Raw genomic sequence first — 24,989 nt, 5'->3', positions numbered from 1 at the left:
TATGGTTAGAGACAAGCCTACCAAAACCCTACATCCGCTCCGGCACCTGAATCCCTAAAAGCCCAAATGAATTTTTAATCGTATTAGCTACTGTGTTTGAAAGTTGTACACGAAATACTTTTTCAGTTTCAGAATCCGCTCCTAAAATCGATACATTTTGATAAAAAGAGTTAAACTCTTTTACCAAATCATAAGTGTAATTAGCAATTAATGCCGGACTGTGGTTATCGGCCGCGTTTTGCACCACTTCGGGGAACAACTGAATTTGCTTGATGAGTTCGCGTTCTTTGGCGTGCAGAGACACTTCTGATACATTTAGGGAGTCTGCATTACTTAAGTTAGCTTTACGTAAAATAGACTGGATTCGCGCATAAGTATATTGGATAAAAGGCCCAGTATTTCCTTGAAAATCTATAGATTCTTTTGGGTCGAATAAGATTCGCTTTTTAGGATCTACTTTTAAGATGTAATATTTCAAAGCGCCCAAACCGATAATTTTATATAGTTCCTGTTTTTCTTCTTCCGAATAGCCATCGAGTTTCCCCAATTCTTCGGAAATCTCTTCAGCGGTTTTAGCCATATCGTCAATTAAATCATCGGCATCAACCACGGTTCCTTCACGACTTTTCATTTTTCCACTGGGCAAATCCACCATACCGTAACTTAAGTGGTAGAGGTTTTTGGCCCAATCGAATCCTAATTTTTTCAGAATTAAAAACAACACTTGAAAATGATAATCTTGCTCATTACCCACTGTGTAAACCATTCCCCCCACGTCTGGAAAATCTTTAATACGCTGTATGGCCGTACCAATATCTTGGGTCATATAAACTGCAGTGCCATCAGCACGTTGCACAATTTTTTTATCAAGTCCCTCATCGGTTAAATCGCACCACACCGAACCATCTTCCTCTTTTTGAAACACGCCCGATTTTAATCCTTCGGCAACAAACTCCTTGCCTAATAAATACGTATTACTTTCATAATACAAAACATCAAAATCAACACCCAGATTTTTGTAGCTTATGTCAAATCCGTCATAAACCCAACCGTTCATTTTTTCCCAAAGGGCAACAGTTTCTTTATTACCAGCTTCCCATTTCCGCAGCATGTTTTGGGCTTCAATTAAAATGGGTGCATTTTTTTTAGCGTCTTCTTCCGAACTTCCGTTGGCTACTAAATCCTGAATTTCCTTTTTATATTCTTGATCGAATTTTACATAATAATTACCGACTAATTTATCACCCTTTAAACCCGTACTTTCTGGCGTTTCGCTATTCCCAAAAAGCTTCCAAGCCAACATGCTTTTACAAATATGGATGCCCCGGTCGTTAATGATTTGGGTTTTGTATACTTTTTTACCTGAAGCCTTTAAAATTTCAGCAACGCTGTAGCCCAATAAGTTGTTACGAATATGACCTAAATGCAAAGGTTTGTTAGTATTTGGCGAAGAGTATTCCACCATTATGGCTTTGTCATTTTTGTTGGGTTCCTGCAAACCGTAAGTATTATCACCCTTAATACCATTAAAAAAATCAATATAATACGAGTCGCTAATTATAACATTTAAAAAACCCTTTACCACGTTAAACCCCTTAACGTATTCTGAATTTTCAACCAAAAAGTTACCAATAGTTTCACCAATTTGTGCCGGGTTTCCTTTTACAAAACGTAACATAGGAAAGACCACCACAGTAATATCGCCGGCAAATTCCTTTCTGGTGGCTTGAAATTCTATGCTTTCCAATTGCACATTATAATTGGATTTTACTGCTTGTTTTACGTCGATTGTAAGGGATTTTTGCAGACTCATTTTACTCATTTTATAAGTGTGCAAAGATAGACTTTTTAAGTCAAGATTTGGACGGATTTTTCAAGAGATCTCTATGCAGTCTTTCTTTAAAAGATATCGAGTATTCAATTTTTTTCAAACCTAGTGTTTCTGAAATCAAAACCGCATAAAACATACAAACATCCATTTTCAACCCATTAAAACACTTTAGCAACAATAAAAGAAAATGCATGCATTTTATTGGCGTGTATGCTTTTTTTCTATGTTTTTTGCCTTTTATCTATTCGTCGATTTTTTACGGTTTTTTCGTGTGTCATTTCATCTAATTTATTGGTATTAAGACGCAGAAATTATAATATAGACCCTCTTTTTTATCACTTTTGTGTAGTAATGGTATTAATCCAATTTAATTGGATTAATAATTAACTAACAAACAATTACAGCTTAGTAGAGCTTTCTTATTTTCCCTCAAATTTAAGACACCTTTAAGAGTGGCTTTATTCCGTTGTGATCTAAACGCTATAATGAGGAGAATAATTACTTTTTTGATACTGTTATCTATATCTTCAGGTTTTTCGCAAACCAATGATATAGATAGTTTGGCTATTGAATTGGCTTTTCAAGATCAAGACTCCTTAAAAGTAGACACTTCACTAAAACTTATCCGCTCGCTATATAATGAAAAAGACTACAACCGCGCTATAAAGTACATTATTGAAAGTGAAAAACTTTCTCGCAGCTTAGATTACACTGAAGGTATTGCTGAAATTACTTATTACAAATCTTTAATTTATTCCCGCAAAGGTGACTATATAAATGCGATTAGTGGATACAATAAAGCCAAGACGCTATTTAAACAGCTAAAAGACACATTAGGGATTGCAAAAGTCAACAATAGTATTGGCCTCATTGAAATAAAAAGAGGGAATTATTCAAAAGGTTTGGAGTTTTCGCTTTCAGCCATAAACGAATTAGAAAAACGTAATCTGAATAAAGACCTCAACTTGGCCTATAGCAATTTGGCTAAAGCTTATTACAATATTAATGCATTCGATAAGGCAACCGAATTTTACCTAAAAGCATTAGAAAAGCAAACCATCTTAAACGATTATAAAGGCATTAATGAATCGAATTTAAAATTGGCAGAACTTTACTCCAATAAAAAAGAACACAGGAAAGCCATTGACTATTATCAAAAAGTACTAAAGGACAGTGATATTCAAAACGACTCGCTACGCAGTATTGTTCTCCCCAAATTAGGTGGTGAGTACCTTAAATTTAATGATTACGGTAACGCCTCGAAATACCTAGTTCAAGGTTACAACATAAACCACCGTAACGAGACCAAATTGGGCATGCTTTTGACACTGAACAATTTAGGAGATTTAAATATTAGACAAGACCGATTAAAAACTGCAGAAAAACAATTATTGGAAGCAGGAGAATTAGCCAAAGCCCTCGATAATAAGATTGAGCTACTAAAGCATTACAAACTACTTAAAACACTCGATTCGACAAGAAGGTATTTTGATAGGGCTTTTGTTTGGCAGCGTGAATATTACGAACTGAATAATGAACTGAAAAACAATGAAGTTAAAGTTTATCAGCCAACGGCCAAGCACGAAGGGCTTAATTTTAATTTAGAGGATACTGAAACGAAAGCTGCTAGTGATACCAAACAGACCTTAGTTGATACTGCAAAACCTGAAAATCAATTAGGAAAATTTAAGCTGATTTTATATGGTTTGTTGGCTGCTATAGCCATTGTTTCTGCTTTCTTAGTGCTATTATACTTAAGACGCAACAGTAATATTAAGTATATGCAGGAGCTGGAAGAAAAAAACATGAAAATTGAATTACAGAATGAAGCCTTCAAAGAACAAACCACGCATCTGGAAAACATTAATAATGTTAAAGACAAGCTGTTCTCCATAGTATCACATGATTTAAAAGATTCATTATCATCCATAAATGGTTTTATTGACTTGCTTAAAGATGGTTCGCTATCGCGGGAAGAGTTCGATAATTTAATTCCTGAGTTAAGTGAAAATGCCAATAATGCAACTCTTTTATTGTTCAACCTACTTAACTGGTCCAAATCGCAAATGCAAAGTTTAGAACCTAAACCAAGTTTGTTTGATATTCAAGAAATTTTTGAGGACAAGGTAAAACTTATTGAGCCCCGTATGGAAAATAAGGGAATCGAGTTAGTAGACCATTCTTTACGTGATTTTGCCTATGCCGACAGAAGCATGATTGAAATTGTTATCCAAAATTTATTGGCCAATGCCTTAAAATTCTGTAATCGTGGCGATACCATAACTGTGTCAAATCATATTAGTAATGGTAGCTGTATAATTAGTGTTGCGGATACCGGAGTCGGTATTTCTAAACAGAATTTAGAGAAGTTATTTAAAAGCAGCTCATTTACGACCATGGGAACCGCTAACGAAAAAGGAACTGGTTTGGGGTTGTCTATTTGTAAAGAATTAGTAGAACTGAATAATGGTAAAATTTGGGTAGAAAGCACCCAAGGCGTTGGTAGCACCTTTTATGTTCAGTTGCCAAAATCTATTCCAGTCGAATAGAAAAACTAGGCTCTAGGCAAAAACACCTCGGCCATCATACAACGAGCGCTACCACCTCCACAAGATTCAATGGTCTCCAATGAACTGTAAACGATTTTAGTATGTTTATTTATTGCTTCTTTCTGTTCATGAGTCAAAACATTAAATGCAGATTCACTCATTATTAAAAATGACGCATCGTCATTGCCTTTTACTTGAAGCATGTTTCCAGCAAAGTGTTCTAGCTGACTTTCTGCAATATCAATAATCTCCTTACTATCTTCACGTAAATTTTTAATCACATTTTTACGTTCTTTTTTGTCATCAATACTACTTAAACATATTACGGCGAACGTCTCAGCCACGCTCATCATCACGTTTGTATGATAAATAGGCTTCCGCTGCCCATTAACGGTTTGTTTGGCGACAAAAATTACTGGTGTATATTCAAAGTCTTCACAAAACTCAATGAACAAATCTTCATCGGCACGTGGAGATAGGGCGCAGTAGGCTTTTCTGTTTACACGGTCTAAAACTACACTTCCGGTTCCTTCAAGAAAAACACCGTCTTCTTCTGCACTTGTATAATCTATTACATGATTAATGACAAAACCTTTTTCTTCGATAGTTTGTAAAATATCTTCTCGCCTTTCCAACCTTCTATTTTCGGCAAACATGGGGTATAAACCAACATCACCATTTTCATGAAAAGACACCCAGTTGTTAGGAAAAACAGCGTCTGGTGTATCAGTTTCCTCTCTATCATTAATCACAATTACATTTACACCAATGGCCTCCAACTTTTCAACAAAAGCATCAAATTCATCTTGCGCCTTTGTGCTGGTGGCATTGGGCAATTCCTCTGCTTGCTCTTGATAGTAGTTATTTACAGCTGTTTGCTCATTCATCCTAAAATTAACAGGGCGAACCATCAATATGGTATTTGTGGATTGTTGCATGTTTTTTACTTGAGTATTACAAAAGTAGGATTAATTAAATAACCTGTGCTCAATTAATAAATAATAGTAAGGCAATGTTTAGATAACCTTGCAGGGTTGTTGTGGTTAATTTGAACACCTATAAGGTCAAAATAAAACCTTATAGAAAAAAATCAGTCACGCACCAAAGGCAATGTAGTGCATCGTAGTAACCCTTCTTGCTTCCCAATTTCGGCATATGGCACTTCTTCAACAGTAAAACCTTGTTGACGCAACCAAGTATTTAAACGGGTAAAGTTCTGCTCTGAAATAACGACTTCTTCTGAAATGGAAAAAATATTACTGTACATCTCGTACATTTCATCTTTGGTGATTTCAAAAATGTTCTCTTTGCCAAAAAAATCGACCAACCAATTATATTCTTTTTCAACCATAAATCCGTTTTTATGGATAATGGCCTTACCCTTACCTAATGGTTGAAAGCAACAGTCGAGATGCAATGCGTTTTCTTTCGCGTTGGTGTTAGATTTTCTCAGTTCAAAAGATTTTACAGTTTTATCAGGGAATAATTCTTGAACGGCAATTACAGCATCCATGTTGGTGCGTGCAGTAATTAATTGCGGATAATCTTCGCCCGAGTACGTTCCTATAAAAACATAGTCATTCCAAGGGATAACATCGCCTCCTTCAACATGACATTCATCAGGCAGAAGGATTCTTTTTGAACGGTCTATTTGATTCCAAACATATCTAATGGCCTCAACTTCCTTTTCTCTATTAGGTAAAATGTTAGATCGGATAATTTTATCTTCGATAACAAAAGCAATGTCGCGAGTAAAAATTTGGTTGCAATCTTTAATAACCTCGGGTCTAAAGACCTGTACGTTATATTTCTCAAAAACTTTAGCTACATAATCCATTTCGCGAATCATGTCAGTTTCTTTGGGATAAGTTCCTGCCACAACATGCTCAATGCTCTTAGGGTCGTAACACTCCTCTACTTTTGGTATTGGCCCATTACTTTTTGCGGTTCCTAAAACAACAGCACGCAACCGCGAAATTTCGTCTTTAACATTGAGTTCTATCATGTTGTAAATATAAAAAAGCTCCGTAATTAATATTTACGGAGCCTTGTTTATTTTAAAACGAAAAAATGTTTCTACCTTTCCTCGATTGGCAAAAATTTTCTTTCGGTTGCACCAATGTAAATTTGTCTTGGTCGTCCAATAGGCTCTTTTCGTAAACGCATTTCTCTCCATTGTGCAATCCAACCAGGCAAGCGACCTAATGCAAACATTACAGTAAACATATCGGTTGGTATGCCCATTGCTCGATAAATAATTCCTGAATAGAAATCTACATTTGGATATAGCTTTCTGTCAACAAAATACTGGTCTTCTAAAGCTTCCTTTTCAAGACCTTTGGCTATATCCAAAATAGGATCTTCAACACCTAAATCGCTCAATACTTCATCTGCTGCCTTTTTAATAATCTTGGCACGTGGATCGAAGTTTTTATACACGCGGTGACCGAAGCCCATTAAACGGAATGGATCGTTTTTATCTTTAGCTTTGGCCATATACTTTTTAGTATCGCCACCATCAGCCCTTATGGCTTCAAGCATTTCTAAAACCGCTTGATTTGCTCCACCGTGGAGTGGTCCCCAAAGCGCTGAAACACCAGCAGAAATGGATGCAAATAATCCAACATGTGACGAACCAGCAATTCTAACGGTAGATGTTGAACAGTTTTGCTCGTGATCGGCATGTAAAATTAAAAGCTTATCCAAAGCATTTATCAGCACCTTATTTTGTTCGTATTCGCCATTTGGTTTTTTAAACATCATTTTTAAGATGTTCTCAACATAACCTATGGTATCATCCCCATAGTTTAATGGCCTGCCTACTTTTTTTCTAAAAGTCCATGCAACTAAAACAGGGAATTTACCCAATAGTCTTACAACCGATTTATACATTTCCTCTTCAGAATCTACATTAACTGAAGAAGGGTTAAATGCAGTTAAAGCACTAGTTAGAGATGAAATAACGCCCATTGGATGTGCCACTTTTGGGAAGGCATCAACAATTTTCTTTACATCTTCATCGACTACGGCTTCTGCCTTTATATCATCATGAAATTTATCATTCTGCTCTTTTGTAGGCAATTCTCCAAAAATCAAAAGGTATGCCACCTCTAAAAAATCTGCTTTTTCAGCCAATTCTTCAATAGAATATCCGCGGTATCTTAAAACTCCTTTTTCGCCATCCAAAAACGTAATGGCACTTTCACAAGACCCTGTGTTCTTATATCCTGGATCTATAGTAATTACACCACCTGTTGCGCTTCTAAGTTTAGTAATATCAATTGCAACTTCATTTTCTGTCCCTTTTACTAAAGGGAATTCATATTTTTTCCCGTCTATTTCTATACTAGCTGTATTTGCCATTCGTTTAAGTGAGTTTTTTTTGTTTAGAAGAACGCTAATTTACGAAATATCCCCTTATTTTTTAAGAATTATTTCGATTCATTTAATCGATTAACATATTATTAAAATTATTGACAAAAAAAAAGCGATTATTAAAAAATAATCGCTTTTGTTAAAAATTTTCAATGAGAATTATTTCACTTTGAAAGCCTTTTCCTGTGGAAAATAAGCAACGTCTCCCAATTCTTCTTCGATACGAAGAAGCTGATTGTATTTTGCCATACGGTCACTACGTGAAGCAGAACCCGTTTTTATTTGTCCACAATTAAGTGCCACAGCTAAATCGGCAATAGTATTATCTTCAGTTTCACCAGAACGGTGAGACATTACAGATGTATATCCAGCATTCTTAGCCATGTTTACTGCTGCAATAGTTTCAGTTAATGAACCAATTTGATTAACTTTAATAAGGATTGAGTTTGCAATTCCATTTTCAATACCTCTTGATAAACGTTCTACGTTTGTTACGAATAAATCGTCTCCTACCAATTGCACTTTATCTCCAACCAATTCGGTTAAATAACTCCAACCTTCCCAGTCGTTTTCGTCCATTCCATCTTCAATGGAGATGATAGGATATTTTGAAACTAATTCTGCTAAATATTCAGCTTGTTCTTTGCTTGTTCTTATAACGCCAGTATCGCCTTCAAACTTCTTATAATCGTATTTCCCATCTACAAAAAATTCAGCCGAAGCACAATCTAAAGCTATCTTAACTTCGTCTCCAAATTTATATCCAGCATTTTCAACTGCTTTTGCAATCGTATCTAAAGCATCCTCAGTACCTCCTTCTAAGTTTGGAGCAAATCCACCTTCATCTCCAACAGCTGTACTTAAATTTCTATCGTGCAATACTTTTTTAAGATTATGGAAAATTTCGGTTCCCATTTGCATGGCGTGTGTAAAGTTTTTAGCTTTTACAGGCATAATCATAAACTCTTGAAAAGCAATCGGTGCATCACTATGCGAACCTCCGTTGATAATGTTCATCATTGGAACCGGAAGCGTATTAGCAGAAACCCCACCAACATATCTGTACAATGGCATATTAAGTTCGTTGGCTGCTGCTTTGGCAACTGCTAACGACACTCCTAAAATAGCATTGGCACCTAATTTTGATTTATTTGGAGTACCATCCAAATCAATCATTACCTTATCAATTAGGTTTTGTTCAAATACAGAGAATCCTATTAATTCTTCAGCAATTACGGTATTTACGTTTTCTACAGCTTTTAATACACCTTTGCCCATGTAGGTATTGCCACCATCGCGCAATTCAACAGCTTCGTGCTCTCCAGTTGATGCTCCTGACGGCACAGCAGCTCTACCTAATATGTTATTTTCTGTTACTACATCTACTTCAACTGTAGGGTTTCCTCTCGAATCTAGAATTTGTCTAGCATGAACGTTAATTATTATACTCATAATTGGTTTGTTTTATATTCTATTTTGTTGCTTCAAATTTACATTTAAATCTCGTTTAATTTTAGATGTTTTTAAAGAATTTATCACAAAAACGGCTATAACGTTTTAGTAACTACTATCTTTAAAACTAACCATCTACACCTGACTAGCGCTTAACTTTTGCTTTTTAATATTTTCAATAAATTGATCGAAAAGATAAGACGAATCATGTGGCCCAGGACTAGCCTCTGGATGATACTGAACCGAAAACACATTTTTGTTTTTCATGGCCAAACCTGCTACCGTGTCATCATTTAAATGTACATGGGTTACTTCTAAATCTGGATTACCTTCAACCGATTCTCTATTTACAGCAAATCCATGATTTTGAGAAGTGATTTCACCTTTTCCTGTTATTAAGTTTTTAACTGGGTGGTTAATACCTCTGTGGCCGTTGTACATCTTATACGTTGTTGCTCCATTTGCTAGTGCAATAACTTGGTGCCCCAAACAAATACCAAATAAAGGTAAGTCTCTATTAATAATTTCTTTGGCAACAGCTTGCGCTTCAATTAAAGGTTCTGGATCACCAGGACCGTTGGATAAGAAGTATCCATCTGGATTAAATGCTTCTAAATCTTCAAATTTAGCATTGTATGGAAACACCTTAATGTAAGCGTCTCTATTGGCTATGTTTCTTAAAATGTTCTTTTTTATACCAATGTCTAGAGCTGCTACTCTTAAGGTGGCGTTTTCATCACCAAAATAATAAGGCTCTTTGGTTGATACTTGTGAAGCCAATTCCAAGCCTTCCATATTGGGCACTTCTGCCAACTGCTTTTTAAGACCTTCAACATCATCAACTTCAGTTGAAATGACAGCGTTCATAGCTCCGTGTTCTCTGATATAACTAACCAAAGCTCTGGTATCTACATCTGAAATGGCCAAAAGGTTATTTTCATTCAAGAAATTCTCCAATGAATCGTCAGCAGCATGTCTTGAATAATCGTAACTGAAATTCTTAACAATCAATCCGGCTATTTTTACAGAATCAGATTCTACTTCATCTACATTGGTTCCATAATTACCAATATGCGCATTAGTTGCTACCATAAGTTGCCCATAATACGATGGGTCGGTAAAAATCTCTTGATATCCGGTCATTCCAGTATTAAAACACACTTCACCAAACGAAGTACCTTGTTTGTTACCTACTGCCTTACCGTAAAAAATTGTGCCATCAGCTAGAAGTACGATGGCTTTTTGTCTTTTTTGATATTTCATAAATTTGAAAAGTTTTACAAAATTGCACAAAAAAAAGGATAAACTAAAATAGTTTATCCCTTATATTTTAAATGCTTATTAACATTTATTCTTCTTCGTTTGTCGCTTGAGTTTCAACTGGAGCAGCAGCTGGCTTAGAACCACCTCTTCTACTTCTTCTAGTTGTTTTCTTCTTGGCTTTTTCTGCGTTGTAAATTTCGTTGTAATCTACAAGCTCAATCATAGCCATATCGGCATTATCACCTAAACGATTTCCTAGTTTGATGATTCTTGTGTAACCACCAGGTCTATCAGCTATTTTTGTAGCTACTTCTCTAAACAACTCAGTAACTGCATCTTTTTGTCTAAGTTTAGCCATTACAATACGTCTGTTGTGAGTAGTGTCTTCTTTAGACTTTGTAATCATGGGCTCAACAAATTGCTTTAAAGCTTTTGCTTTGGCAACCGTAGTGTTGATGCGCTTGTGCTCTATTAAAGAACAAGCCATATTAGCCAACATTGATTTTCTGTGAGCAGTTTTTCTGCCTAAGTGGTTGAATTTTTTTCCGTGTCTCATGACATTTGTTTTAAACCCTTATCTTGCTACTACTTTTTCAAGGAGCAAACTATAAGAGAGTTAGAATTAATCTTTATCTAATTTATATTTGCTTAAATCCATTCCGAAGTTTAAACCTTTAACGTTTACCAGCTCTTCAAGCTCAGTTAAAGATTTTTTACCAAAGTTTCTGAATTTCATTAAATCATTTTTGTTGAATGATACCAAGTCTCCTAAAGTATCTACTTCTGCAGCTTTTAAACAGTTAAGTGCACGAACTGAAAGGTCCATATCAATCAACTTCGTTTTAAGCAACTGACGCATGTGAAGTGATTCTTCATCATAAGTCTCCGTTTGTGCAATTTCATCAGCCTCTAAAGTGATACGCTCATCAGAGAATAACATGAAGTGGTGAATTAATGTTTTTGCTGCTTCGGTTAAAGCGTCTTGTGGCGTAATTGAACCGTCTGTGATGATTTCAAAAACCAATTTTTCATAATCGGTTTTTTGCTCTACCCGATAGTTTTCAATACTATACTTAACGTTTTTTATAGGCGTGTAAATTGAATCAGTAAAAATAGTGCCAATTGGTGCAGATGCTTTTTTGTTTTCCTCTGCAGGCACATAACCTCTACCTTTTTCAATGGTAATTTCCATGTTCAAATTTACTTTAGGATCTAGGTTACAGATTACTAATTCTGTATTTAATACTTGAAATCCTGAGATAAATTTTTGGAAATCGCCCGCTGTAATGCGCTCTTGACCAGAAATTGAAATTGAAATTGACTCGTTATCAATATCTTCAATCTGTCTTTTAAAACGAATTTGTTTTAAGTTTAAGATGATTTCTGTTACATCTTCAACCACACCAGCAATCGCTGAAAACTCATGATCAACACCTTCTATTCTAACTGATGTAATTGCAAATCCTTCTAAAGAAGATAATAAAACTCTTCTTAAAGCGTTACCAACTGTTAATCCATAACCAGGTTCTAGGGGCCTGAATTCGAATTTTCCTTCGAAATCAGTAGAATCAATCATGATTACTTTGTCGGGCTTTTGGAAATTAAATACTGCCATTTTTTTCTTCGTTTTAATTGTTATTTAGTTGCGCGGTTTATAAGTTTGAAGAAGACTAATAAACCCTTTGGCCAAATACCAATATGATTAATTTATTATTTAGAGTATAATTCGACGATGAATTGCTCGTTTATGTTTTCAGGTATCTGAATTCTAGCCGGTACAGAAACATATGTTCCCTGTTTGGTTGCATTGTTCCAAGTAATCCACTCGTAAACGTGGCTTGAATTTGAAAGTGATTTTTCAATAGCTTCAAGCGATTTTGATTTTTCTCTTACAGCTACAACGTCACCAGCTTTTAATTGGTAAGATGGAATGTTTACCAACTCGCCATTTACAGTAATGTGTCTGTGAGAAACCAACTGTCTTCCGGCGCTTCGTGTAGGAGCAATTCCCATTCTGAAAACAACATTATCTAATCTAGATTCGCATAATTGTAACAGCACTTCACCAGTAATTCCTTGTGCAGCTCTTGCTTTTTTAAACAATCCTCTAAATTGACGCTCTAAAATACCATAGGTATATTTAGCTTTTTGTTTTTCCTGTAATTGGATTGCGTATTCAGATTTTTTCCCACGACGTCTGTTATTTCCGTGTTGTCCAGGAGGGTAATTTCTTTTTTCGAAAGACTTATCGTCTCCGAAGATAGCTTCGCCAAACTTACGAGCTATTTTAGTTTTAGGACCAGTATATCTTGCCATTTTTGAATTTATTTTGAGAGTGATTATGAATTAAGGTCTTAATCTTATCCTTCGATAATCGCAGTACTCTCGGTTATACTTGTTATTTATTTTTTTCAGTCTGCAAATGTACGTATAAAAAATGAATATCAATTGTAAAAACAATTGATATTCATTTCAGTAAATGCATCTTTTAAACTCTACGTCTTTTTGGCGGACGACAACCGTTATGAGGTAGTGGAGTAACATCGATAATTTCGGTTACTTCAATACCAGCATTGTGGATTGAACGGATAGCAGATTCTCTACCATTTCCAGGTCCTTTTACGTAAACTTTCACTTTTTTCAAACCAGCTTCTTGTGCTACTCCTGCAGCATCTTCAGCAGCTAATTGAGCAGCGTAAGGCGTGTTTTTCTTTGAACCTCTAAATCCCATTTTACCAGCTGATGACCAAGAAATTACATCTCCGTTTTTGTTGGTAAGTGAAATAATAATGTTGTTGAATGATGCTGTAACGTGAGCTTCACCTACAGAATCAACAATAACTTTACGTTTTTTTGTGCTTGCTTTTGCCATATTCTTTTAGTTTTTAGTTGCTAGTTTTTAGTTATTGGAATCCTAAACTTTTACATTTCAAACAGATTCTTCTAACGTCCAAATACTAATGACTAATGACTGTTTTATTAATTATTATTTAGTTGCTTTTTTCTTGTTAGCAACAGTTTTTCTTCTACCTTTTCTGGTTCTAGAGTTGTTTTTAGTACGTTGCCCTCTTAACGGAAGACCTGCTCTATGACGAATACCTCTGTAACAACCAATATCCATTAATCGCTTAATGTTCAATTGTGTTTCAGAACGTAGTTCACCTTCAATAGTGAAAGCTCCAACTGCCTCACGAACACCACTAATTTGGTCATCGGTCCAGTCTTGAACTTTTGTACTTTCATCAACTTTAGCTTCTGCTAAAATGTCTTTGGCTCTGCTTCTACCTATTCCATAGATATAAGTTAAAGCAATAACTCCTCTTTTGTTTTTTGGTATGTCTACACCTGCAATTCTTGCCATAATTACCCTTGTCTTTGTTTAAATCTAGGATTCTTTTTGTTAATGACGTAAAGTCTTCCTTTTCTACGCACAATTTTGCAATCTGCGCTTCTTTTTTTTACTGATGCTCTTACTTTCATCTTAATTAAATTTAAAATTCGTAGTTCAAGATTCAAAATTCAAGGCTAAAACACTTTAAACTTTGAACTTTAAACTTGGAACTTTTAGTATCTATAAGTTATTCGAGCCTTAGTTAAATCGTAAGGACTCATTTCTAATTTTACTTTATCTCCTGGTAACAACTTAATGTAATGCATACGCATTTTACCAGAAATATGGGCAGTCACGATGTGACCGTTTTCCAATTCAACACGAAACATAGCATTTGATAATGCCTCTATAATTGTTCCGTCTTGCTCTATTGCTGCTTGTTTTGCCATAGTATAATAATATATTAAGCTACTGCTTTTCTATTCTTACCTGTCTTCATCAAACCATCATAGTGTCTGTTCAACAAATAAGAGTTTATTTGCTGCATAGTATCTATTGCAACACCCACCATGATTAATAGTGAGGTTCCTCCGAAAAATAAAGCCCAACCTTGCTGTACCCCCATTAGCTTAACAATAAATGCAGGGAATACTGCAATAAGTGCTAAAAATATAGAACCTGGTAAGGTTATTTGAGACATTATCTTATCTAAATACTCAGAGGTTTCAGAACCTGGACGGATACCTGGAATAAAACCACCACTACGCTTTAAATCGTCAGCCATTTTATTTGTAGGCACTGTAATAGCCGTGTAAAAATAGGTGAATACAATAATCAACAAAGCAAATGTTATGTTGTAAACCAACCCGAAAATATCCGAAAAATTAGTTTGCAACCAAGTACCTGTTGCTGTTTCTTTCAAGAAAGACGAACCCCCTATTAAACCTGGTACAAACATAATAGCCTGCGCAAATATAATTGGCATCACCCCAGAAGCATTAAGCTTTAAAGGAATGTATTGTCTTGAACCTGCAGCAGCACTTTTTTCATAACCACCACTAGCCGTTCTTCTTGCATACTGTACTGCAATCTTTCTTACTCCCATAACTAACATGATAGAAGCCAAAATGATGACAAACCAAATAACAAACTCAATAAGTACCATCATTAATCCACCGTTACCTCCACCTTCTAATCTAGTAGCTGCATTTTGTAAAAACGCTTGAGGCAACGTAGCTATAATACCTACCATAATTAATAAGGAAATACCATTACCAATACCTTTGTCGGTGATTTTTTCTCCTAACCACATCGCAAAGATACAGCCTGTTACCAAAATGGTAACTGAAGAAAAATAAAATAAAGGCCCTGTTCCTAATAAAAAGGCACTTGTTGGAATACCCAAAGCTGGTAAACTTGCCAAATATCCTGGTGCTTGAACCAAACAGATAGCTATGGTTAACCAACGAGTAATTTGAGTTATCTTCTTTTGTCCACTTGCGCCTTCTTTTTGAAGTTTCTGCAAGTAAGGAATAGCAATACCCATTAACTGTACAACAATAGAAGCAGAAATGTAAGGCATGATGCCAAGTGCAAATACCGAAGCGTTAGCGAATGCTCCACCCGTAAAAGCGTTTAACAGTCCTAACAAGCCACTGTCGGTCTTGTCGGCCAAACCACCTAATTGAGCGGCATCAATACCAGGTAAAACCACTTGCGCCCCAAAACGATAAACTAACAACAGACTCAAAGTCACAATGATTCTGTTTCTTAGTTCTTCTATTTTCCAAACATTTTTTATTGATTCTATAAATTTCATACTTATAACAAGTCTTATATAGTTACAGCTTCTCCTCCAGCAGCTTCAATCGCAGCTTTTGCCGAAGCAGTAAACTTATGTGCAGATACTTTTAATTTTGCTTTTAGCTCTCCTCTACCTAATATTTTTACTAGGTCGTTTTTACCAACCAAGCCTTTAGAGAACAATGTTTCAAAATCAACTGTACCTTCTATCTTTTTATCATCAACCAATTGTTGCAAAGTATCTAAATTGATGCCTTGATACTCCACGCGGTTAATGTTAGTGAAACCAAATTTAGGAACACGTCTTTGAAGTGGCATTTGCCCTCCTTCAAATCCTAATTTCTTAGAATAACCAGAACGCGACTTAGCCCCTTTGTGTCCACGTGTAGCGGTACCACCTTTACCAGAACCTTGCCCTCTTCCTATTCTTTTTCCTTGGCTTTTTACTGAACCTTCTGCAGGTTTTAAATTACTTAAATCCATTTTCAGTTTATATTTTTAAGCTTCTTCTACAGAAACTAAGTGTGAAACTTTAGCTACCATACCAAGAATGTTTGGTGTAGCATCGTGCTCTTTTACTTGACCAATCTTTCTAAGACCTAAGGATTCTAAAATTCTTTTTTGTCTTTGCGTACGATTGATAGCGCTTTTAACTTTTGTTACTTTAATCTTTGCCATTTCTGTCTGTATTAAGCGTTAAAAACTTTTTCAAGTGAAATACCTCTGTCTTTTGCGATAGCATTAGCGTCTCTTAATTGTAACAAAGCATCAAAAGTTGCTTTTACAACGTTATGAGGGTTTGATGACCCTTGAGATTTTGATAATACATCGTGTACACCAACTGCCTCTAATACTGTTCTTACAGCACCACCAGCAATTACACCTGTACCAGGAGCAGCAGGAATAATATTTACTCTAGCTCCACCGTATTTACCTTTTTGTTCGTGTGGTAAAGTTCCTTTGATAATTGGAATTCTAACCAAGTTTTTCTTAGCATCTTCAACGGCCTTTGCAATAGCGCTAGCAACGTCTTTAGATTTTCCTAAACCTTGGCCTACAACACCAGCTTCATCACCAACAACTACTATTGCTGAAAAACCAAATGCTCTACCACCTTTAGTTACTTTTGTAACCCTTTGTACACCAACTAAACGATCTTTAAGATCTAATCCACCTGGTTTTACTAACTCTGCACTTTTATATTTTTGAAACATAATATCTTAGAATTTTAGTCCGCCTTCTCTAGCTCCTTCAGCTAATTGTTTAACTCTACCGTGGTATAAGTAACCGCCTCTATCAAAAGAAACAGTTTCTACCCCAGCTTTTAACGCTTTTTCAGCAAGTGATTTACCTACTAATTTAGCCACTTCAGCTTTAGTTGCTTTCGCAGAACTAATATCTTTATCTCTTGAAGATGCTGAACTGATTGTGTTACCAGTTATATCATCTACCAATTGAGCATAAATTTCTTTATTACTTCTATAAACAGCCAATCTTGGTCTTGCTTCTGTACCAGAAACAACCTTACGGATTCTGTTTTTTATTCTTAGTCTTCTTTCGTTCTTTGTCAATGCCATAACTTAATTATTAAGCTGATTTACCTGCTTTTCTTCTTATTTCTTCACCAACAAACTTGATTCCTTTTCCTTTGTAAGGCTCAGGCTTTCTAAAACCACGAATCTTCGCTGCTACTTGACCAACTAATTGTTTATCATGAGAAGTTAGTTTAACGATAGGGTTTTTACCTTTTTCAGAAATTGTTTCCACTTTAACTTCTGGAGCTAAATTAAGAACGATGTTATGTGAAAAACCTAATGCTAAATCTAATTTTTGTCCTTGGTTAGATGCTCTATAACCTACACCTACCAATTCTAGTTCCTTTGTCCAACCCTTTGAAACACCTTCAATCATGTTAAGCATCAATGATCGGTAAAGACCATGCTTAGCTTTCTGATCTTTAGCATCAGATGAACGTGTTACTAACACATTACTATCCTCTACTTTTATTTCAACAGAATCGTAATTTTGTGTTAACTCGCCTAATTTTCCTTTTACAGTTACTACGTTATCTTTAACGTCTACTGTTACACCTTCTGGAATGGCTACTGGATTATTTCCTATTCTTGACATTTCTTTTCGGTATTAAAAATTAGTATACGTAACATAAAACTTCACCACCTACATTGTCTCTTTGGGCTTGTTTACCTGTCATAACTCCATGTGAAGTTGAAACAATAGCAACACCAAGACCGTTAAGGATTCTAGGTAAATCATTAGCACCTGCATACTTACGTAAACCTGGAGTACTAATTCTTTGAAGTTTTTTAATTACTGGTTCTTTAGTTTCTTTGTTGTACTTAAGGGCTATTTTAATAGTACCTTGTACAGTAGAATCATCAAATTTGTAACTTAATATATATCCTTGATCGAATAATATTTTAGTAATGTCCTTTTTTAAATTAGAAGCAGGTATCTCAACCACTCTGTGGTTAGCACGCACTGCATTTCTAATTCTTGTTAAATAATCCGCAATTGGATCTGAGTACATAATGAATTGATTTTGTGGTCTTGGTTTTCGAACTATTTCGAACCTTAAACCCGATTATTTAAATAATATTACCAACTTGCTTTCTTTACTCCAGGAATAAGCCCTTGGTTGGCCATTTCTCTGAACATTACACGAGAAATTCCAAATGTTCTCATATAACCTTTAGGTCTTCCTGTTAATTTACATCTATTATGCTGACGAATAGGAGATGCGTTTTTTGGCAGCTTTTGTAGTGCTTCGTAATCTCCAGCTTCTTTTAAAGCTTTACGTTTTGCAGCATACTTCGCTACTGTTTTCGCTCTTTTTACCTCACGGGCTTTCATTGATTCTTTAGCCATATCTTAGTTCTTTTGAAAAGGTAATCCTAATTCGGTTAATAATGATTTTGCTTCTTTATCAGTTTCAGCAGACGTTACAAATGTAATATCCATACCAGAAATTTTGTTCACTTTATCAATGTTAATTTCTGGAAAGATGATTTGCTCGGTAACACCTAGGTTGTAATTACCTCGTCCATCAAATCCTGTAGCTCTTATTCCATTAAAGTCTCTTACACGTGGAAGTGCAGAAGTTACTAAACGATCTAAAAACTCATACATTCTTTCACCACGTAAAGTTACTTTGGCGCCAATTGGCATTCCTTTACGTAATTTAAAAGATGCAACGTCTTTTTTAGAAATCGTTGCTACGGCTTTTTGCCCGGATATAGTTGTTAATTCATCAACAGCGTGGTCAATTAACTTTTTATCTGCTACTGCAGCACCTACACCTCTAGATAAAACTATCTTTTCTAGTTTAGGAACTTGCATTACATTATTATATCCGAATTCGTCTGTAAGAGCTGCAATTACCCTGCTTTTATACTCTTCTTTAAGTCTTGGTGAATATGCCATAACTATATTACTTCATTAGATTTTTTAGAAAATCTTACTTTATTATCGCCTTCCATTCTGTATCCTACTCGAGTTGTTTCTCCTTTTGAGGTTAACAACGATAAGTTAGAAATGTGAATAGCTGCTTCTTTCTCTACGATTCCGCCTTGAGGGTTTTGTGCGCTTGGTTTAGTATGTTTCTTTACCAAGTTTACGCCTTCAACGATCGCTTTGTTCTTTTCTATCAATACCTTTTGTACTTTACCTTCGGCTCCTTTATGGTCTCCAGCAATTACTTTTACGGTATCTCCAGTTTTTATTTTAAGCTTTCCCATCTTAATATTTTGCATTAAAGCACCTCTGGTGCCAATGATACAATCTTCATGAATTGTTTATCACGAAGCTCTCTAGCAACAGGGCCAAATACACGAGTACCTCTCATCTCACCAGTAGGGTTCAATAATACACAGGCATTGTCGTCAAATCTAATATAAGATCCGTCTGGACGTCGCACTTCTTTTACGGTACGTACTACTACTGCAGTAGAAACAGCACCTTTTTTAATGTTTCCATTAGGTGTTGCGTCTTTTACAGAAACTACTATTTTGTCTCCTACAGAAGCGTATCTTCTTTTAGTCCCACCTAGAACACGTATTGTTAATACTTCTTTTGCTCCAGTGTTGTCTGCTACTTTAAGTCTTGATTCTTGTTGTACCATAATTACTTAGCTCTTTCAATTATTTCAACTAATCTCCAACATTTAGATTTACTTAAAGGTCGTGTTTCCATGATTCTTACAGTATCTCCTTCGTTGCAGTCATTTTGCTCGTCGTGTGCAACATATTTTTTTGTTTTCAACACGAACTTACCATACATAGGGTGCTTTACTTTTTTCACCTCAGAAACCACAATAGATTTCTGCATCTTGTTACTTGTAACAACTCCTATACGTTCTTTTCTTAAATTTCTTGTTTCCATCTTTCAGCAGAATTATTGTGAATCTCTTTTAGTTAATTCAGTCGCAATTCTGGCTACGCTACGTTTTACGTTACGCAGTTGAATTGGGTTTTCTAAAGGAGAAATTGCATGAGCTAATTTTAAATCAGCATAACTCTTTTTAGTTTCACTAAGCTTTTCTTGTAACTCAGCTACAGATAATTCTTTAATTTCTGATTGTTTCATAATATCAAATAAATTATGCTTCGTAATCTCGAGCAATTATAAACTTAGTTTTTACTGGCAGTTTTTGTGCTGCAAGACGCAATGCCTCTTTAGCAATGTCTAACGGCACTCCACCTACTTCAAAAAGCACCCTTCCAGGTTTAACAACTGCTACCCATAGTTCAACAGCACCTTTACCTTTACCCATACGTACTTCAAGAGGTTTTTTAGTGATAGGCTTGTCTGGAAATATTTTAATCCAAAGTTGACCTTCTCTTTTCATGTAACGTGTAGCGGCGATACGAGCTGCTTCTATTTGACGAGATGTAATAAATACAGAGTCTTGTGCTTTTATTCCAAAAGTTCCGCTTGAAAGTTGATGCCCTCTTCCGGCATTACCTTTCATGCGACCTTTTTGCTGCTTACGAAATTTTGTTCTTTTTGGCTGTAACATTTTTCTTTACTTTATAAAAAATTACTTTCTACGACGAGGACCTTTGTTTCCACGTCCGGCTCCACCTTTTCCTTGCTTTTTGGATAACCCAACAAGCGGAGAAAGCTCTCTTTTACCGTATACTTCGCCTTTCATAATCCATACTTTAACACCCAATCTACCGTAGGTAGTGTGTGCCTCAACTAAAGCATAGTCAATATCGGCTCTAAAGGTTGATAAAGGAATACGTCCTTCTTTGTAATGCTCGCTACGTGCCATTTCAGCTCCATTTAAACGACCACTAATTTGGATTTTGATTCCTTCTGCATTCATTCTCATGGTAGCAGCAATAGCCATTTTTATTGCACGACGGTAAGAGATACGATTCTCAATTTGACGGGCAATACTTGATGCTACTAAAAATGCATCTAGTTCAGGTCTTTTAATTTCAAAAATGTTGATCTGAACTTCTTTTCCAGTAATTTTCTTAAGCTCTTCTTTCAACTTGTCTACCTCTTGACCGCCTTTACCAATAATGATACCTGGACGAGCCGTTGTGATAGTAACGGTTACAAGTTTTAAAGTTCTTTCAATAATTACTCTACTTACACTAGCTTTAGATAAACGCGCGTGAACGTATTTTCTAATCTTATCGTCTTCGGCAAGTTTGTCACCATAATCGTTTCCTCCGTACCAGTTAGATTCCCATCCTCTGATAATTCCTAAGCGATTTCCGATTGGATTTGTCTTTTGTCCCATACTCTTATTAAGCTTGTGTGTTATTGTTAGCTCCAACCACTAATGTTACATGGTTTGAACGTTTTCTAATTCTATGTGCACGACCTTGGGGTGCTGGACGCAATCTTTTTAACATAGATCCGCTATCCACTTTAATCTCTTTTACAAATAATTCTGCAGATTCAACATCGGCATCTTCATTCTTAGCTTGCCAGTTAGCGATAGCTGATAATAACAACTTCTCTAAACGACCAGATGCTTCCTTATTGTTGAACTTTAAGATATTAAGTGCATTCTCTACCTTTTCACCTCTTACTAAATCGGCTACTAAGCGCATTTTTCTTGGTGACGTAGGACAATTATTAAGTTTTGCAAAAGCCACTTGCTTTTTTGCTTCCTTAATAGCGTCTGCCATTTGTTTTTTACGACTTCCCATAGCTTACTACTTTTTACCTTTGTTTTTAGCACCTGCATGCCCACGGAATGAACGTGTTGGTGAAAATTCTCCTAATTTATGACCTACCATGTTTTCAGTAACATATACTGGCACAAATTGGCGGCCGTTGTGAACTGCTATAGTTTGTCCAACAAAATCTGGAGTAATCATTGAGGCTCTAGACCAAGTTTTGATTACAGTTTTTTTGTTAGCTTCAACATTTGCAGCTACCTTTCTTTCTAATTTATAATGAACGTAAGGTCCTTTTTTTAATGATCTTGCCATGTCTTATTTCTTTCTACGTTCTACAATATATTTATTACTTGCTTTTGTTTTAGAACGTGTTCTATAACCTTTAGCTGGAATACCGTTTCTAGAGCGTGGGTGACCTCCCGAAGATTTACCTTCACCACCACCCATTGGGTGATCAATAGGGTTCATTACCACTGGTCTAGTTCTTGGTCTTCTACCTAACCATCTTGTTCTACCTGCTTTACCACCTACTAATAACTGGTGATCTGAGTTAGATACCACTCCAATAGTTGCCATACAAGTTCCAAGAATCAATCTTGTTTCACCTGATGGTAATTTTATTGTAGCAAACTTACCATCTCTTGCCATTAATTGAGCAAAAGCTCCAGCACTACGAGCCATAACAGCTCCTTGTCCTGGACGCAACTCTACACAAGAAATAATAGTTCCTAATGGAATTTCACTTAATGGCATGGCATTTCCAATTTCTGGAGCAACCCCTGTTTTACCAGATACAATGTTTTGCCCAACTTGTAAACCGTTTTGAGCAATAACATATCTCTTTTCGCCATCTTGGTAATTTACCAAAGCGATAAAAGCTGTTCTGTTTGGATCGTACTCGATAGATTTAACCTCGGCAGGGATTCCTGCTTTGTCTCTTTTAAAATCGATAATACGATACTTCTTCTTATGACCTCCACCTATATAGCGCATGGTCATTTTTCCTTGACTGTTTCTACCACCAGACCTTTTGTTCGGAACGAGCAAGCTCTTTTCCGGCTTATCAGTAGTTATGGCGTCATACCCATTTACTACTCTAAAACGCTGTCCTGGTGTGATTGGTTTTAATTTTCTTACTGACATTTTTGTCTAATTACATGTTACTGTATAAATCAATCATTTCACCTTCCGCCAGTTGTACAATTGCTTTTTTAACTGCATTTGTTTTACCATGTTGAATACCTGTTTTTGTGTGACGGGTACTTCTATCTGGACGGACATTTATAGTACGAACTTTTTCAACAGAAACGCCATAAGCAGCCTCAACCGCTTTCTTGATTTCTACCTTGTTCGCCTTTGTGTTCACCGCGAAAGTATAGCAGTTTCTTAACTCGCTATCTGCAGTCGCTTTTTCTGTGATTATAGGTTTAATTAAGATACTCATCTGTTTCTTATTTACTTAAGTTTGTTTCAATTCCTTCTAAGGCACCTTCTAAAAAAACCACTTGATTAGCATTCATAATCTTGTATGTACTTAACTCTGAAGCTATTATAACTTCTGAGCCTTTTAAATTGCGCGACGACAAATATACATTATTATTTGACCCACCCAACACAAACAAAGACTTTTTGTTCTCTAACTCTAAGGCTTTCAATACTGCAGTGAAGTTTTTTGTTTTTGGAGACTCAAAATTAAAGTCTTCTAAAACTGTAATTGATTTTTCTCCTGCTTTGATACTTAAGGCCGATTTACGTGCTAAACGCTTAACGTTTTTATTAAGTTTAAAGCTGTAATTTCTTGGTCTTGGACCAAACATACGACCACCACCTTTAAACACACCAGACTTTATACTACCTGCTCTTGCGGTACCAGTTCCTTTTTGCTTTTTAATCTTACGCGTACTTCCAGCAATCTCAGCTCTTTCTTTCGATTTGTGAGTACCTTGGCGTTGGTTTGCTAAATATTGTTTAACATCCAAATATACCGCGTGATTATTAGGCTCAATAGCAAACACATCTTTAGAAAGGTCTGCCTTTCTACCCGTGTCTTTTCCGTTTATATCTAAAACTGCTACTTTCATTACTTTCTAATAATTACATAAGAGTTTTTGTGTCCAGGTACACAACCTTTAACAACAAGTAGGTTCTTTTCAGCAACTACTTTTAAAACTCTTAAATTTTCAACTTTCACTTTCTCTCCGCCCATTCTTCCGGCCATTTTCATGCCTTTGAACACTCTAGCAGGATATGATGCAGCACCGATAGAACCAGGAGCTCTTAAACGGTTGTGCTGACCATGAGTAGCTTGACCTACACCTCCAAATCCATGACGTTTTACAACACCTTGAAATCCTTTTCCTTTTGAAATTCCAGAAACATCAACAAATTCTCCTTCGTTGAAGTGATCTACAGTGATTGAATCACCTAATTTGTACTCCTCATCAAAACCTTTGAATTCAACGATTTTACGCTTTACAGAAGTACCCGCTTTTTTAGCATGACCAAGGTCTGCTTTAGTAGCGCTTTTTTCTGTCGCGTCATCGAAACCAAGTTGTACAGCTTCGTAGCCATCAACTTCTTCGGTTCTGACTTGGGTAACGATACATGGTCCAGCTTCGATTACTGTACAAGGAATGTTCTTCCCGCTTTCATCAAAGATGCTGGTCATACCGATTTTTTTTCCAATTAACCCAGACATAATTTAATTATTAATTTATTAATTACTTATTTAAAAAAACTCAGGGACAAAATACCTTTCGTCCCTGAAATGTATTTTTCCGCTTTTCCCGCGACCGCATCGGTGGGACATTTTAAACTTCAACAGAAATCGAGTATTCTTTTAAAGAGACACTTCGACCCCGCTCAGTGTTCGTTCGGCTAAGACTTTCAAAATTAAAAGCCAAACCCTAACTAAACTTTAATCTCTACTTCTACTCCACTTGGTAATTCAAGCTTCATCAAAGCATCAATAGTTTTTGATGAAGAAGAGTAAATATCCATTAATCTTTTATAAGAAGATAATTGGAATTGCTCTCTTGATTTCTTGTTTACGTGTGGTGAACGTAAAACAGTAAAGATTTTCTTATGCGTTGGTAATGGAATTGGCCCTGTTACAACCGCTCCAGTACTTTTTACTGTTTTTACGATTTTATCGGCAGATTTGTCTACCAAATTGTGGTCGTAAGACTTTAATTTTATTCTGATTTTTTGACTCATTTTCTTAG

Annotated in this window: 36 protein-coding genes; 1 reads left to right on the top strand and 35 read right to left on the bottom strand. The window is 35.9% G+C overall.

Annotated elements, in window-relative coordinates; genetic code table 11:
- Positions 1-28: 28 nt before the first annotated feature.
- Positions 29-1,813: an arginine--tRNA ligase gene (gene argS / locus ACIEHO_RS07005; protein WP_406970064.1), complete on the bottom strand. Its 1,785-nt coding sequence runs from the start codon at positions 1,811-1,813 to the stop codon at positions 29-31.
- Positions 1,814-2,316: 503 nt separating this feature from the next.
- On the opposite strand from argS, the gene ACIEHO_RS07000 reads away from it, so the two are divergent.
- Positions 2,317-4,380, top strand: a complete 2,064-nt coding sequence (locus ACIEHO_RS07000; RefSeq protein ID WP_406970062.1) for a tetratricopeptide repeat-containing sensor histidine kinase — start codon at positions 2,317-2,319, stop codon at positions 4,378-4,380.
- Positions 4,381-4,385: 5 nt separating this feature from the next.
- Here the strand turns inward: ACIEHO_RS07000 and ctlX are convergent, their stop codons facing one another.
- From ctlX to rpsJ, 34 genes are all read right to left on the bottom strand, one after another.
- Entirely contained in the window at positions 4,386-5,318 is a 933-nt protein-coding gene (ctlX, locus tag ACIEHO_RS06995) for a citrulline utilization hydrolase CtlX (RefSeq protein WP_406970060.1), read from the bottom strand.
- Positions 5,319-5,470: 152 nt separating this feature from the next.
- Complete coding sequence (locus ACIEHO_RS06990; protein ID WP_406970058.1) at positions 5,471-6,385, bottom strand: dimethylarginine dimethylaminohydrolase family protein; 915 nt, start codon at positions 6,383-6,385, stop codon at positions 5,471-5,473.
- A 71-nt stretch (positions 6,386-6,456) separates the two neighbouring features.
- Complete coding sequence (locus tag ACIEHO_RS06985) at positions 6,457-7,743, bottom strand: citrate synthase (RefSeq protein ID WP_406970056.1); 1,287 nt, start codon at positions 7,741-7,743, stop codon at positions 6,457-6,459.
- A gap of 171 nt (positions 7,744-7,914) precedes the next feature.
- Entirely contained in the window at positions 7,915-9,207 is a 1,293-nt protein-coding gene (eno, locus tag ACIEHO_RS06980; RefSeq protein WP_406970054.1) for a phosphopyruvate hydratase, read from the bottom strand.
- A 135-nt stretch (positions 9,208-9,342) separates the two neighbouring features.
- A complete protein-coding gene (gene carA, locus ACIEHO_RS06975; protein ID WP_406970052.1) occupies positions 9,343-10,470 on the bottom strand; it encodes a glutamine-hydrolyzing carbamoyl-phosphate synthase small subunit in 1,128 nt (375 codons plus the stop codon).
- A gap of 85 nt (positions 10,471-10,555) precedes the next feature.
- Positions 10,556-11,026, bottom strand: coding sequence for a 50S ribosomal protein L17 (gene rplQ, locus ACIEHO_RS06970; RefSeq protein ID WP_406970050.1), 471 nt, complete (start codon positions 11,024-11,026; stop codon positions 10,556-10,558).
- A 66-nt stretch (positions 11,027-11,092) separates the two neighbouring features.
- Positions 11,093-12,085 (bottom strand): DNA-directed RNA polymerase subunit alpha, encoded by a 993-nt coding sequence (locus tag ACIEHO_RS06965; protein WP_167917005.1) that lies wholly within the window; start codon positions 12,083-12,085, stop codon positions 11,093-11,095.
- Between the two features lie 95 nt (positions 12,086-12,180).
- Positions 12,181-12,786, bottom strand: coding sequence for a 30S ribosomal protein S4 (gene rpsD, locus ACIEHO_RS06960; RefSeq protein ID WP_406970047.1), 606 nt, complete (start codon positions 12,784-12,786; stop codon positions 12,181-12,183).
- Between the two features lie 172 nt (positions 12,787-12,958).
- Positions 12,959-13,342: a 30S ribosomal protein S11 gene (gene rpsK / locus ACIEHO_RS06955; protein WP_406970045.1), complete on the bottom strand. Its 384-nt coding sequence runs from the start codon at positions 13,340-13,342 to the stop codon at positions 12,959-12,961.
- A gap of 114 nt (positions 13,343-13,456) precedes the next feature.
- Complete coding sequence (gene rpsM, locus ACIEHO_RS06950; protein WP_406970043.1) at positions 13,457-13,831, bottom strand: 30S ribosomal protein S13; 375 nt, start codon at positions 13,829-13,831, stop codon at positions 13,457-13,459.
- 2 nt (positions 13,832-13,833) lie between these two features.
- Positions 13,834-13,950: a type B 50S ribosomal protein L36 gene (gene ykgO / locus ACIEHO_RS06945; RefSeq protein WP_013305171.1), complete on the bottom strand. Its 117-nt coding sequence runs from the start codon at positions 13,948-13,950 to the stop codon at positions 13,834-13,836.
- A gap of 84 nt (positions 13,951-14,034) precedes the next feature.
- Entirely contained in the window at positions 14,035-14,250 is a 216-nt protein-coding gene (infA, locus tag ACIEHO_RS06940) for a translation initiation factor IF-1 (RefSeq protein WP_007094967.1), read from the bottom strand.
- 14 nt (positions 14,251-14,264) lie between these two features.
- Positions 14,265-15,620, bottom strand: a complete 1,356-nt coding sequence (gene secY / locus ACIEHO_RS06935; RefSeq protein WP_406970040.1) for a preprotein translocase subunit SecY — start codon at positions 15,618-15,620, stop codon at positions 14,265-14,267.
- A 14-nt stretch (positions 15,621-15,634) separates the two neighbouring features.
- Positions 15,635-16,087, bottom strand: coding sequence for a 50S ribosomal protein L15 (rplO, locus tag ACIEHO_RS06930; protein WP_406970038.1), 453 nt, complete (start codon positions 16,085-16,087; stop codon positions 15,635-15,637).
- A 15-nt stretch (positions 16,088-16,102) separates the two neighbouring features.
- Positions 16,103-16,282, bottom strand: a complete 180-nt coding sequence (rpmD, locus tag ACIEHO_RS06925) for a 50S ribosomal protein L30 (RefSeq protein WP_406970036.1) — start codon at positions 16,280-16,282, stop codon at positions 16,103-16,105.
- An 11-nt stretch (positions 16,283-16,293) separates the two neighbouring features.
- Entirely contained in the window at positions 16,294-16,818 is a 525-nt protein-coding gene (gene rpsE / locus ACIEHO_RS06920) for a 30S ribosomal protein S5 (protein ID WP_406970034.1), read from the bottom strand.
- 6 nt (positions 16,819-16,824) lie between these two features.
- A complete protein-coding gene (gene rplR, locus ACIEHO_RS06915; protein ID WP_406970032.1) occupies positions 16,825-17,181 on the bottom strand; it encodes a 50S ribosomal protein L18 in 357 nt (118 codons plus the stop codon).
- Positions 17,182-17,191: 10 nt separating this feature from the next.
- Complete coding sequence (gene rplF, locus ACIEHO_RS06910) at positions 17,192-17,734, bottom strand: 50S ribosomal protein L6 (RefSeq protein ID WP_406970030.1); 543 nt, start codon at positions 17,732-17,734, stop codon at positions 17,192-17,194.
- Between the two features lie 19 nt (positions 17,735-17,753).
- Positions 17,754-18,152, bottom strand: a complete 399-nt coding sequence (rpsH, locus tag ACIEHO_RS06905) for a 30S ribosomal protein S8 (RefSeq protein ID WP_406970028.1) — start codon at positions 18,150-18,152, stop codon at positions 17,754-17,756.
- A gap of 68 nt (positions 18,153-18,220) precedes the next feature.
- A complete protein-coding gene (rpsN, locus tag ACIEHO_RS06900) occupies positions 18,221-18,490 on the bottom strand; it encodes a 30S ribosomal protein S14 (protein ID WP_106687658.1) in 270 nt (89 codons plus the stop codon).
- 3 nt (positions 18,491-18,493) lie between these two features.
- On the bottom strand, positions 18,494-19,045 hold the full coding sequence (gene rplE / locus ACIEHO_RS06895; RefSeq protein ID WP_406970025.1) for a 50S ribosomal protein L5: 552 nt from the start codon (positions 19,043-19,045) through the stop codon (positions 18,494-18,496).
- A gap of 2 nt (positions 19,046-19,047) precedes the next feature.
- The gene (gene rplX, locus ACIEHO_RS06890; protein ID WP_406970023.1) at positions 19,048-19,359 is read right to left on the bottom strand and encodes a 50S ribosomal protein L24; all 312 of its coding nucleotides are present in this window, start codon (positions 19,357-19,359) and stop codon (positions 19,048-19,050) included.
- Positions 19,360-19,373: 14 nt separating this feature from the next.
- Positions 19,374-19,742: a 50S ribosomal protein L14 gene (gene rplN, locus ACIEHO_RS06885; protein WP_130937892.1), complete on the bottom strand. Its 369-nt coding sequence runs from the start codon at positions 19,740-19,742 to the stop codon at positions 19,374-19,376.
- 2 nt (positions 19,743-19,744) lie between these two features.
- Complete coding sequence (gene rpsQ / locus ACIEHO_RS06880) at positions 19,745-20,002, bottom strand: 30S ribosomal protein S17 (RefSeq protein ID WP_139001948.1); 258 nt, start codon at positions 20,000-20,002, stop codon at positions 19,745-19,747.
- Between the two features lie 12 nt (positions 20,003-20,014).
- The gene (gene rpmC / locus ACIEHO_RS06875; protein WP_406970020.1) at positions 20,015-20,206 is read right to left on the bottom strand and encodes a 50S ribosomal protein L29; all 192 of its coding nucleotides are present in this window, start codon (positions 20,204-20,206) and stop codon (positions 20,015-20,017) included.
- Between the two features lie 13 nt (positions 20,207-20,219).
- Positions 20,220-20,639 (bottom strand): 50S ribosomal protein L16, encoded by a 420-nt coding sequence (gene rplP, locus ACIEHO_RS06870; RefSeq protein WP_406970018.1) that lies wholly within the window; start codon positions 20,637-20,639, stop codon positions 20,220-20,222.
- A 21-nt stretch (positions 20,640-20,660) separates the two neighbouring features.
- Positions 20,661-21,377 carry a 30S ribosomal protein S3 gene (gene rpsC / locus ACIEHO_RS06865; protein WP_406970016.1) on the bottom strand — a complete coding sequence of 239 codons (717 nt, stop codon included), beginning with the start codon at positions 21,375-21,377 and terminating at the stop codon, positions 20,661-20,663.
- A 7-nt stretch (positions 21,378-21,384) separates the two neighbouring features.
- A complete protein-coding gene (rplV, locus tag ACIEHO_RS06860; RefSeq protein ID WP_406970014.1) occupies positions 21,385-21,792 on the bottom strand; it encodes a 50S ribosomal protein L22 in 408 nt (135 codons plus the stop codon).
- Positions 21,793-21,798: 6 nt separating this feature from the next.
- Positions 21,799-22,077: a 30S ribosomal protein S19 gene (gene rpsS / locus ACIEHO_RS06855; protein ID WP_013869040.1), complete on the bottom strand. Its 279-nt coding sequence runs from the start codon at positions 22,075-22,077 to the stop codon at positions 21,799-21,801.
- 3 nt (positions 22,078-22,080) lie between these two features.
- Positions 22,081-22,908 (bottom strand): 50S ribosomal protein L2, encoded by an 828-nt coding sequence (gene rplB / locus ACIEHO_RS06850; protein ID WP_406970011.1) that lies wholly within the window; start codon positions 22,906-22,908, stop codon positions 22,081-22,083.
- A gap of 10 nt (positions 22,909-22,918) precedes the next feature.
- Positions 22,919-23,209, bottom strand: coding sequence for a 50S ribosomal protein L23 (rplW, locus tag ACIEHO_RS06845; RefSeq protein WP_406970009.1), 291 nt, complete (start codon positions 23,207-23,209; stop codon positions 22,919-22,921).
- Between the two features lie 7 nt (positions 23,210-23,216).
- A complete protein-coding gene (gene rplD / locus ACIEHO_RS06840; protein WP_406970007.1) occupies positions 23,217-23,846 on the bottom strand; it encodes a 50S ribosomal protein L4 in 630 nt (209 codons plus the stop codon).
- The gene (gene rplC / locus ACIEHO_RS06835) at positions 23,846-24,463 is read right to left on the bottom strand and encodes a 50S ribosomal protein L3 (protein ID WP_406970005.1); all 618 of its coding nucleotides are present in this window, start codon (positions 24,461-24,463) and stop codon (positions 23,846-23,848) included. The genes rplD and rplC overlap by 1 nt, the downstream gene beginning before the upstream one ends.
- 212 nt (positions 24,464-24,675) lie before the next feature.
- Entirely contained in the window at positions 24,676-24,981 is a 306-nt protein-coding gene (gene rpsJ / locus ACIEHO_RS06830; RefSeq protein ID WP_076698044.1) for a 30S ribosomal protein S10, read from the bottom strand.
- Positions 24,982-24,989 lie beyond the last annotated feature (8 nt).

Origin of the sequence: Flavisericum labens (assembly GCF_045446075.1) — a bacterium.
In the GTDB taxonomy this organism is placed as follows: Bacteria; Bacteroidota; Bacteroidia; order Flavobacteriales; family Flavobacteriaceae; genus Flavisericum; species Flavisericum labens.
Note: the sequence above shows the minus strand (reverse complement) of the source record. Positions and strands in the feature narration are given on the sequence as shown.

Bases quoted from the DNA above. Each gene is read 5' to 3' on its own strand.
- argS (WP_406970064.1), bottom strand. From the start codon at position 1,813: ATGAGTCTGCAAAAATCCCTTACAATCGACGTAAAACAAGCAGTAAAA.
- ACIEHO_RS07000 (WP_406970062.1), top strand. From the start codon at position 2,317: ATGAGGAGAATAATTACTTTTTTGATACTGTTATCTATATCTTCAGGT.
- ctlX (WP_406970060.1), bottom strand. From the start codon at position 5,318: ATGCAACAATCCACAAATACCATATTGATGGTTCGCCCTGTTAATTTT.
- ACIEHO_RS06990 (WP_406970058.1), bottom strand. From the start codon at position 6,385: ATGATAGAACTCAATGTTAAAGACGAAATTTCGCGGTTGCGTGCTGTT.
- ACIEHO_RS06985 (WP_406970056.1), bottom strand. From the start codon at position 7,743: ATGGCAAATACAGCTAGTATAGAAATAGACGGGAAAAAATATGAATTC.
- eno (WP_406970054.1), bottom strand. From the start codon at position 9,207: ATGAGTATAATAATTAACGTTCATGCTAGACAAATTCTAGATTCGAGA.
- carA (WP_406970052.1), bottom strand. From the start codon at position 10,470: ATGAAATATCAAAAAAGACAAAAAGCCATCGTACTTCTAGCTGATGGC.
- rplQ (WP_406970050.1), bottom strand. From the start codon at position 11,026: ATGAGACACGGAAAAAAATTCAACCACTTAGGCAGAAAAACTGCTCAC.
- ACIEHO_RS06965 (WP_167917005.1), bottom strand. From the start codon at position 12,085: ATGGCAGTATTTAATTTCCAAAAGCCCGACAAAGTAATCATGATTGAT.
- rpsD (WP_406970047.1), bottom strand. From the start codon at position 12,786: ATGGCAAGATATACTGGTCCTAAAACTAAAATAGCTCGTAAGTTTGGC.
- rpsK (WP_406970045.1), bottom strand. From the start codon at position 13,342: ATGGCAAAAGCAAGCACAAAAAAACGTAAAGTTATTGTTGATTCTGTA.
- rpsM (WP_406970043.1), bottom strand. From the start codon at position 13,831: ATGGCAAGAATTGCAGGTGTAGACATACCAAAAAACAAAAGAGGAGTT.
- ykgO (WP_013305171.1), bottom strand. From the start codon at position 13,950: ATGAAAGTAAGAGCATCAGTAAAAAAAAGAAGCGCAGATTGCAAAATT.
- infA (WP_007094967.1), bottom strand. From the start codon at position 14,250: ATGGCAAAACAAGCAGCAATAGAGCAAGACGGAACAATTATAGAGGCA.
- secY (WP_406970040.1), bottom strand. From the start codon at position 15,620: ATGAAATTTATAGAATCAATAAAAAATGTTTGGAAAATAGAAGAACTA.
- rplO (WP_406970038.1), bottom strand. From the start codon at position 16,087: ATGGATTTAAGTAATTTAAAACCTGCAGAAGGTTCAGTAAAAAGCCAA.
- rpmD (WP_406970036.1), bottom strand. From the start codon at position 16,282: ATGGCAAAGATTAAAGTAACAAAAGTTAAAAGCGCTATCAATCGTACG.
- rpsE (WP_406970034.1), bottom strand. From the start codon at position 16,818: ATGTTTCAAAAATATAAAAGTGCAGAGTTAGTAAAACCAGGTGGATTA.
- rplR (WP_406970032.1), bottom strand. From the start codon at position 17,181: ATGGCATTGACAAAGAACGAAAGAAGACTAAGAATAAAAAACAGAATC.
- rplF (WP_406970030.1), bottom strand. From the start codon at position 17,734: ATGTCAAGAATAGGAAATAATCCAGTAGCCATTCCAGAAGGTGTAACA.
- rpsH (WP_406970028.1), bottom strand. From the start codon at position 18,152: ATGTACTCAGATCCAATTGCGGATTATTTAACAAGAATTAGAAATGCA.
- rpsN (WP_106687658.1), bottom strand. From the start codon at position 18,490: ATGGCTAAAGAATCAATGAAAGCCCGTGAGGTAAAAAGAGCGAAAACA.
- rplE (WP_406970025.1), bottom strand. From the start codon at position 19,045: ATGGCATATTCACCAAGACTTAAAGAAGAGTATAAAAGCAGGGTAATT.
- rplX (WP_406970023.1), bottom strand. From the start codon at position 19,359: ATGGGAAAGCTTAAAATAAAAACTGGAGATACCGTAAAAGTAATTGCT.
- rplN (WP_130937892.1), bottom strand. From the start codon at position 19,742: ATGGTACAACAAGAATCAAGACTTAAAGTAGCAGACAACACTGGAGCA.
- rpsQ (WP_139001948.1), bottom strand. From the start codon at position 20,002: ATGGAAACAAGAAATTTAAGAAAAGAACGTATAGGAGTTGTTACAAGT.
- rpmC (WP_406970020.1), bottom strand. From the start codon at position 20,206: ATGAAACAATCAGAAATTAAAGAATTATCTGTAGCTGAGTTACAAGAA.
- rplP (WP_406970018.1), bottom strand. From the start codon at position 20,639: ATGTTACAGCCAAAAAGAACAAAATTTCGTAAGCAGCAAAAAGGTCGC.
- rpsC (WP_406970016.1), bottom strand. From the start codon at position 21,377: ATGGGACAAAAGACAAATCCAATCGGAAATCGCTTAGGAATTATCAGA.
- rplV (WP_406970014.1), bottom strand. From the start codon at position 21,792: ATGGGAAGTCGTAAAAAACAAATGGCAGACGCTATTAAGGAAGCAAAA.
- rpsS (WP_013869040.1), bottom strand. From the start codon at position 22,077: ATGGCAAGATCATTAAAAAAAGGACCTTACGTTCATTATAAATTAGAA.
- rplB (WP_406970011.1), bottom strand. From the start codon at position 22,908: ATGTCAGTAAGAAAATTAAAACCAATCACACCAGGACAGCGTTTTAGA.
- rplW (WP_406970009.1), bottom strand. From the start codon at position 23,209: ATGAGTATCTTAATTAAACCTATAATCACAGAAAAAGCGACTGCAGAT.
- rplD (WP_406970007.1), bottom strand. From the start codon at position 23,846: ATGAAAGTAGCAGTTTTAGATATAAACGGAAAAGACACGGGTAGAAAG.
- rplC (WP_406970005.1), bottom strand. From the start codon at position 24,463: ATGTCTGGGTTAATTGGAAAAAAAATCGGTATGACCAGCATCTTTGAT.
- rpsJ (WP_076698044.1), bottom strand. From the start codon at position 24,981: ATGAGTCAAAAAATCAGAATAAAATTAAAGTCTTACGACCACAATTTG.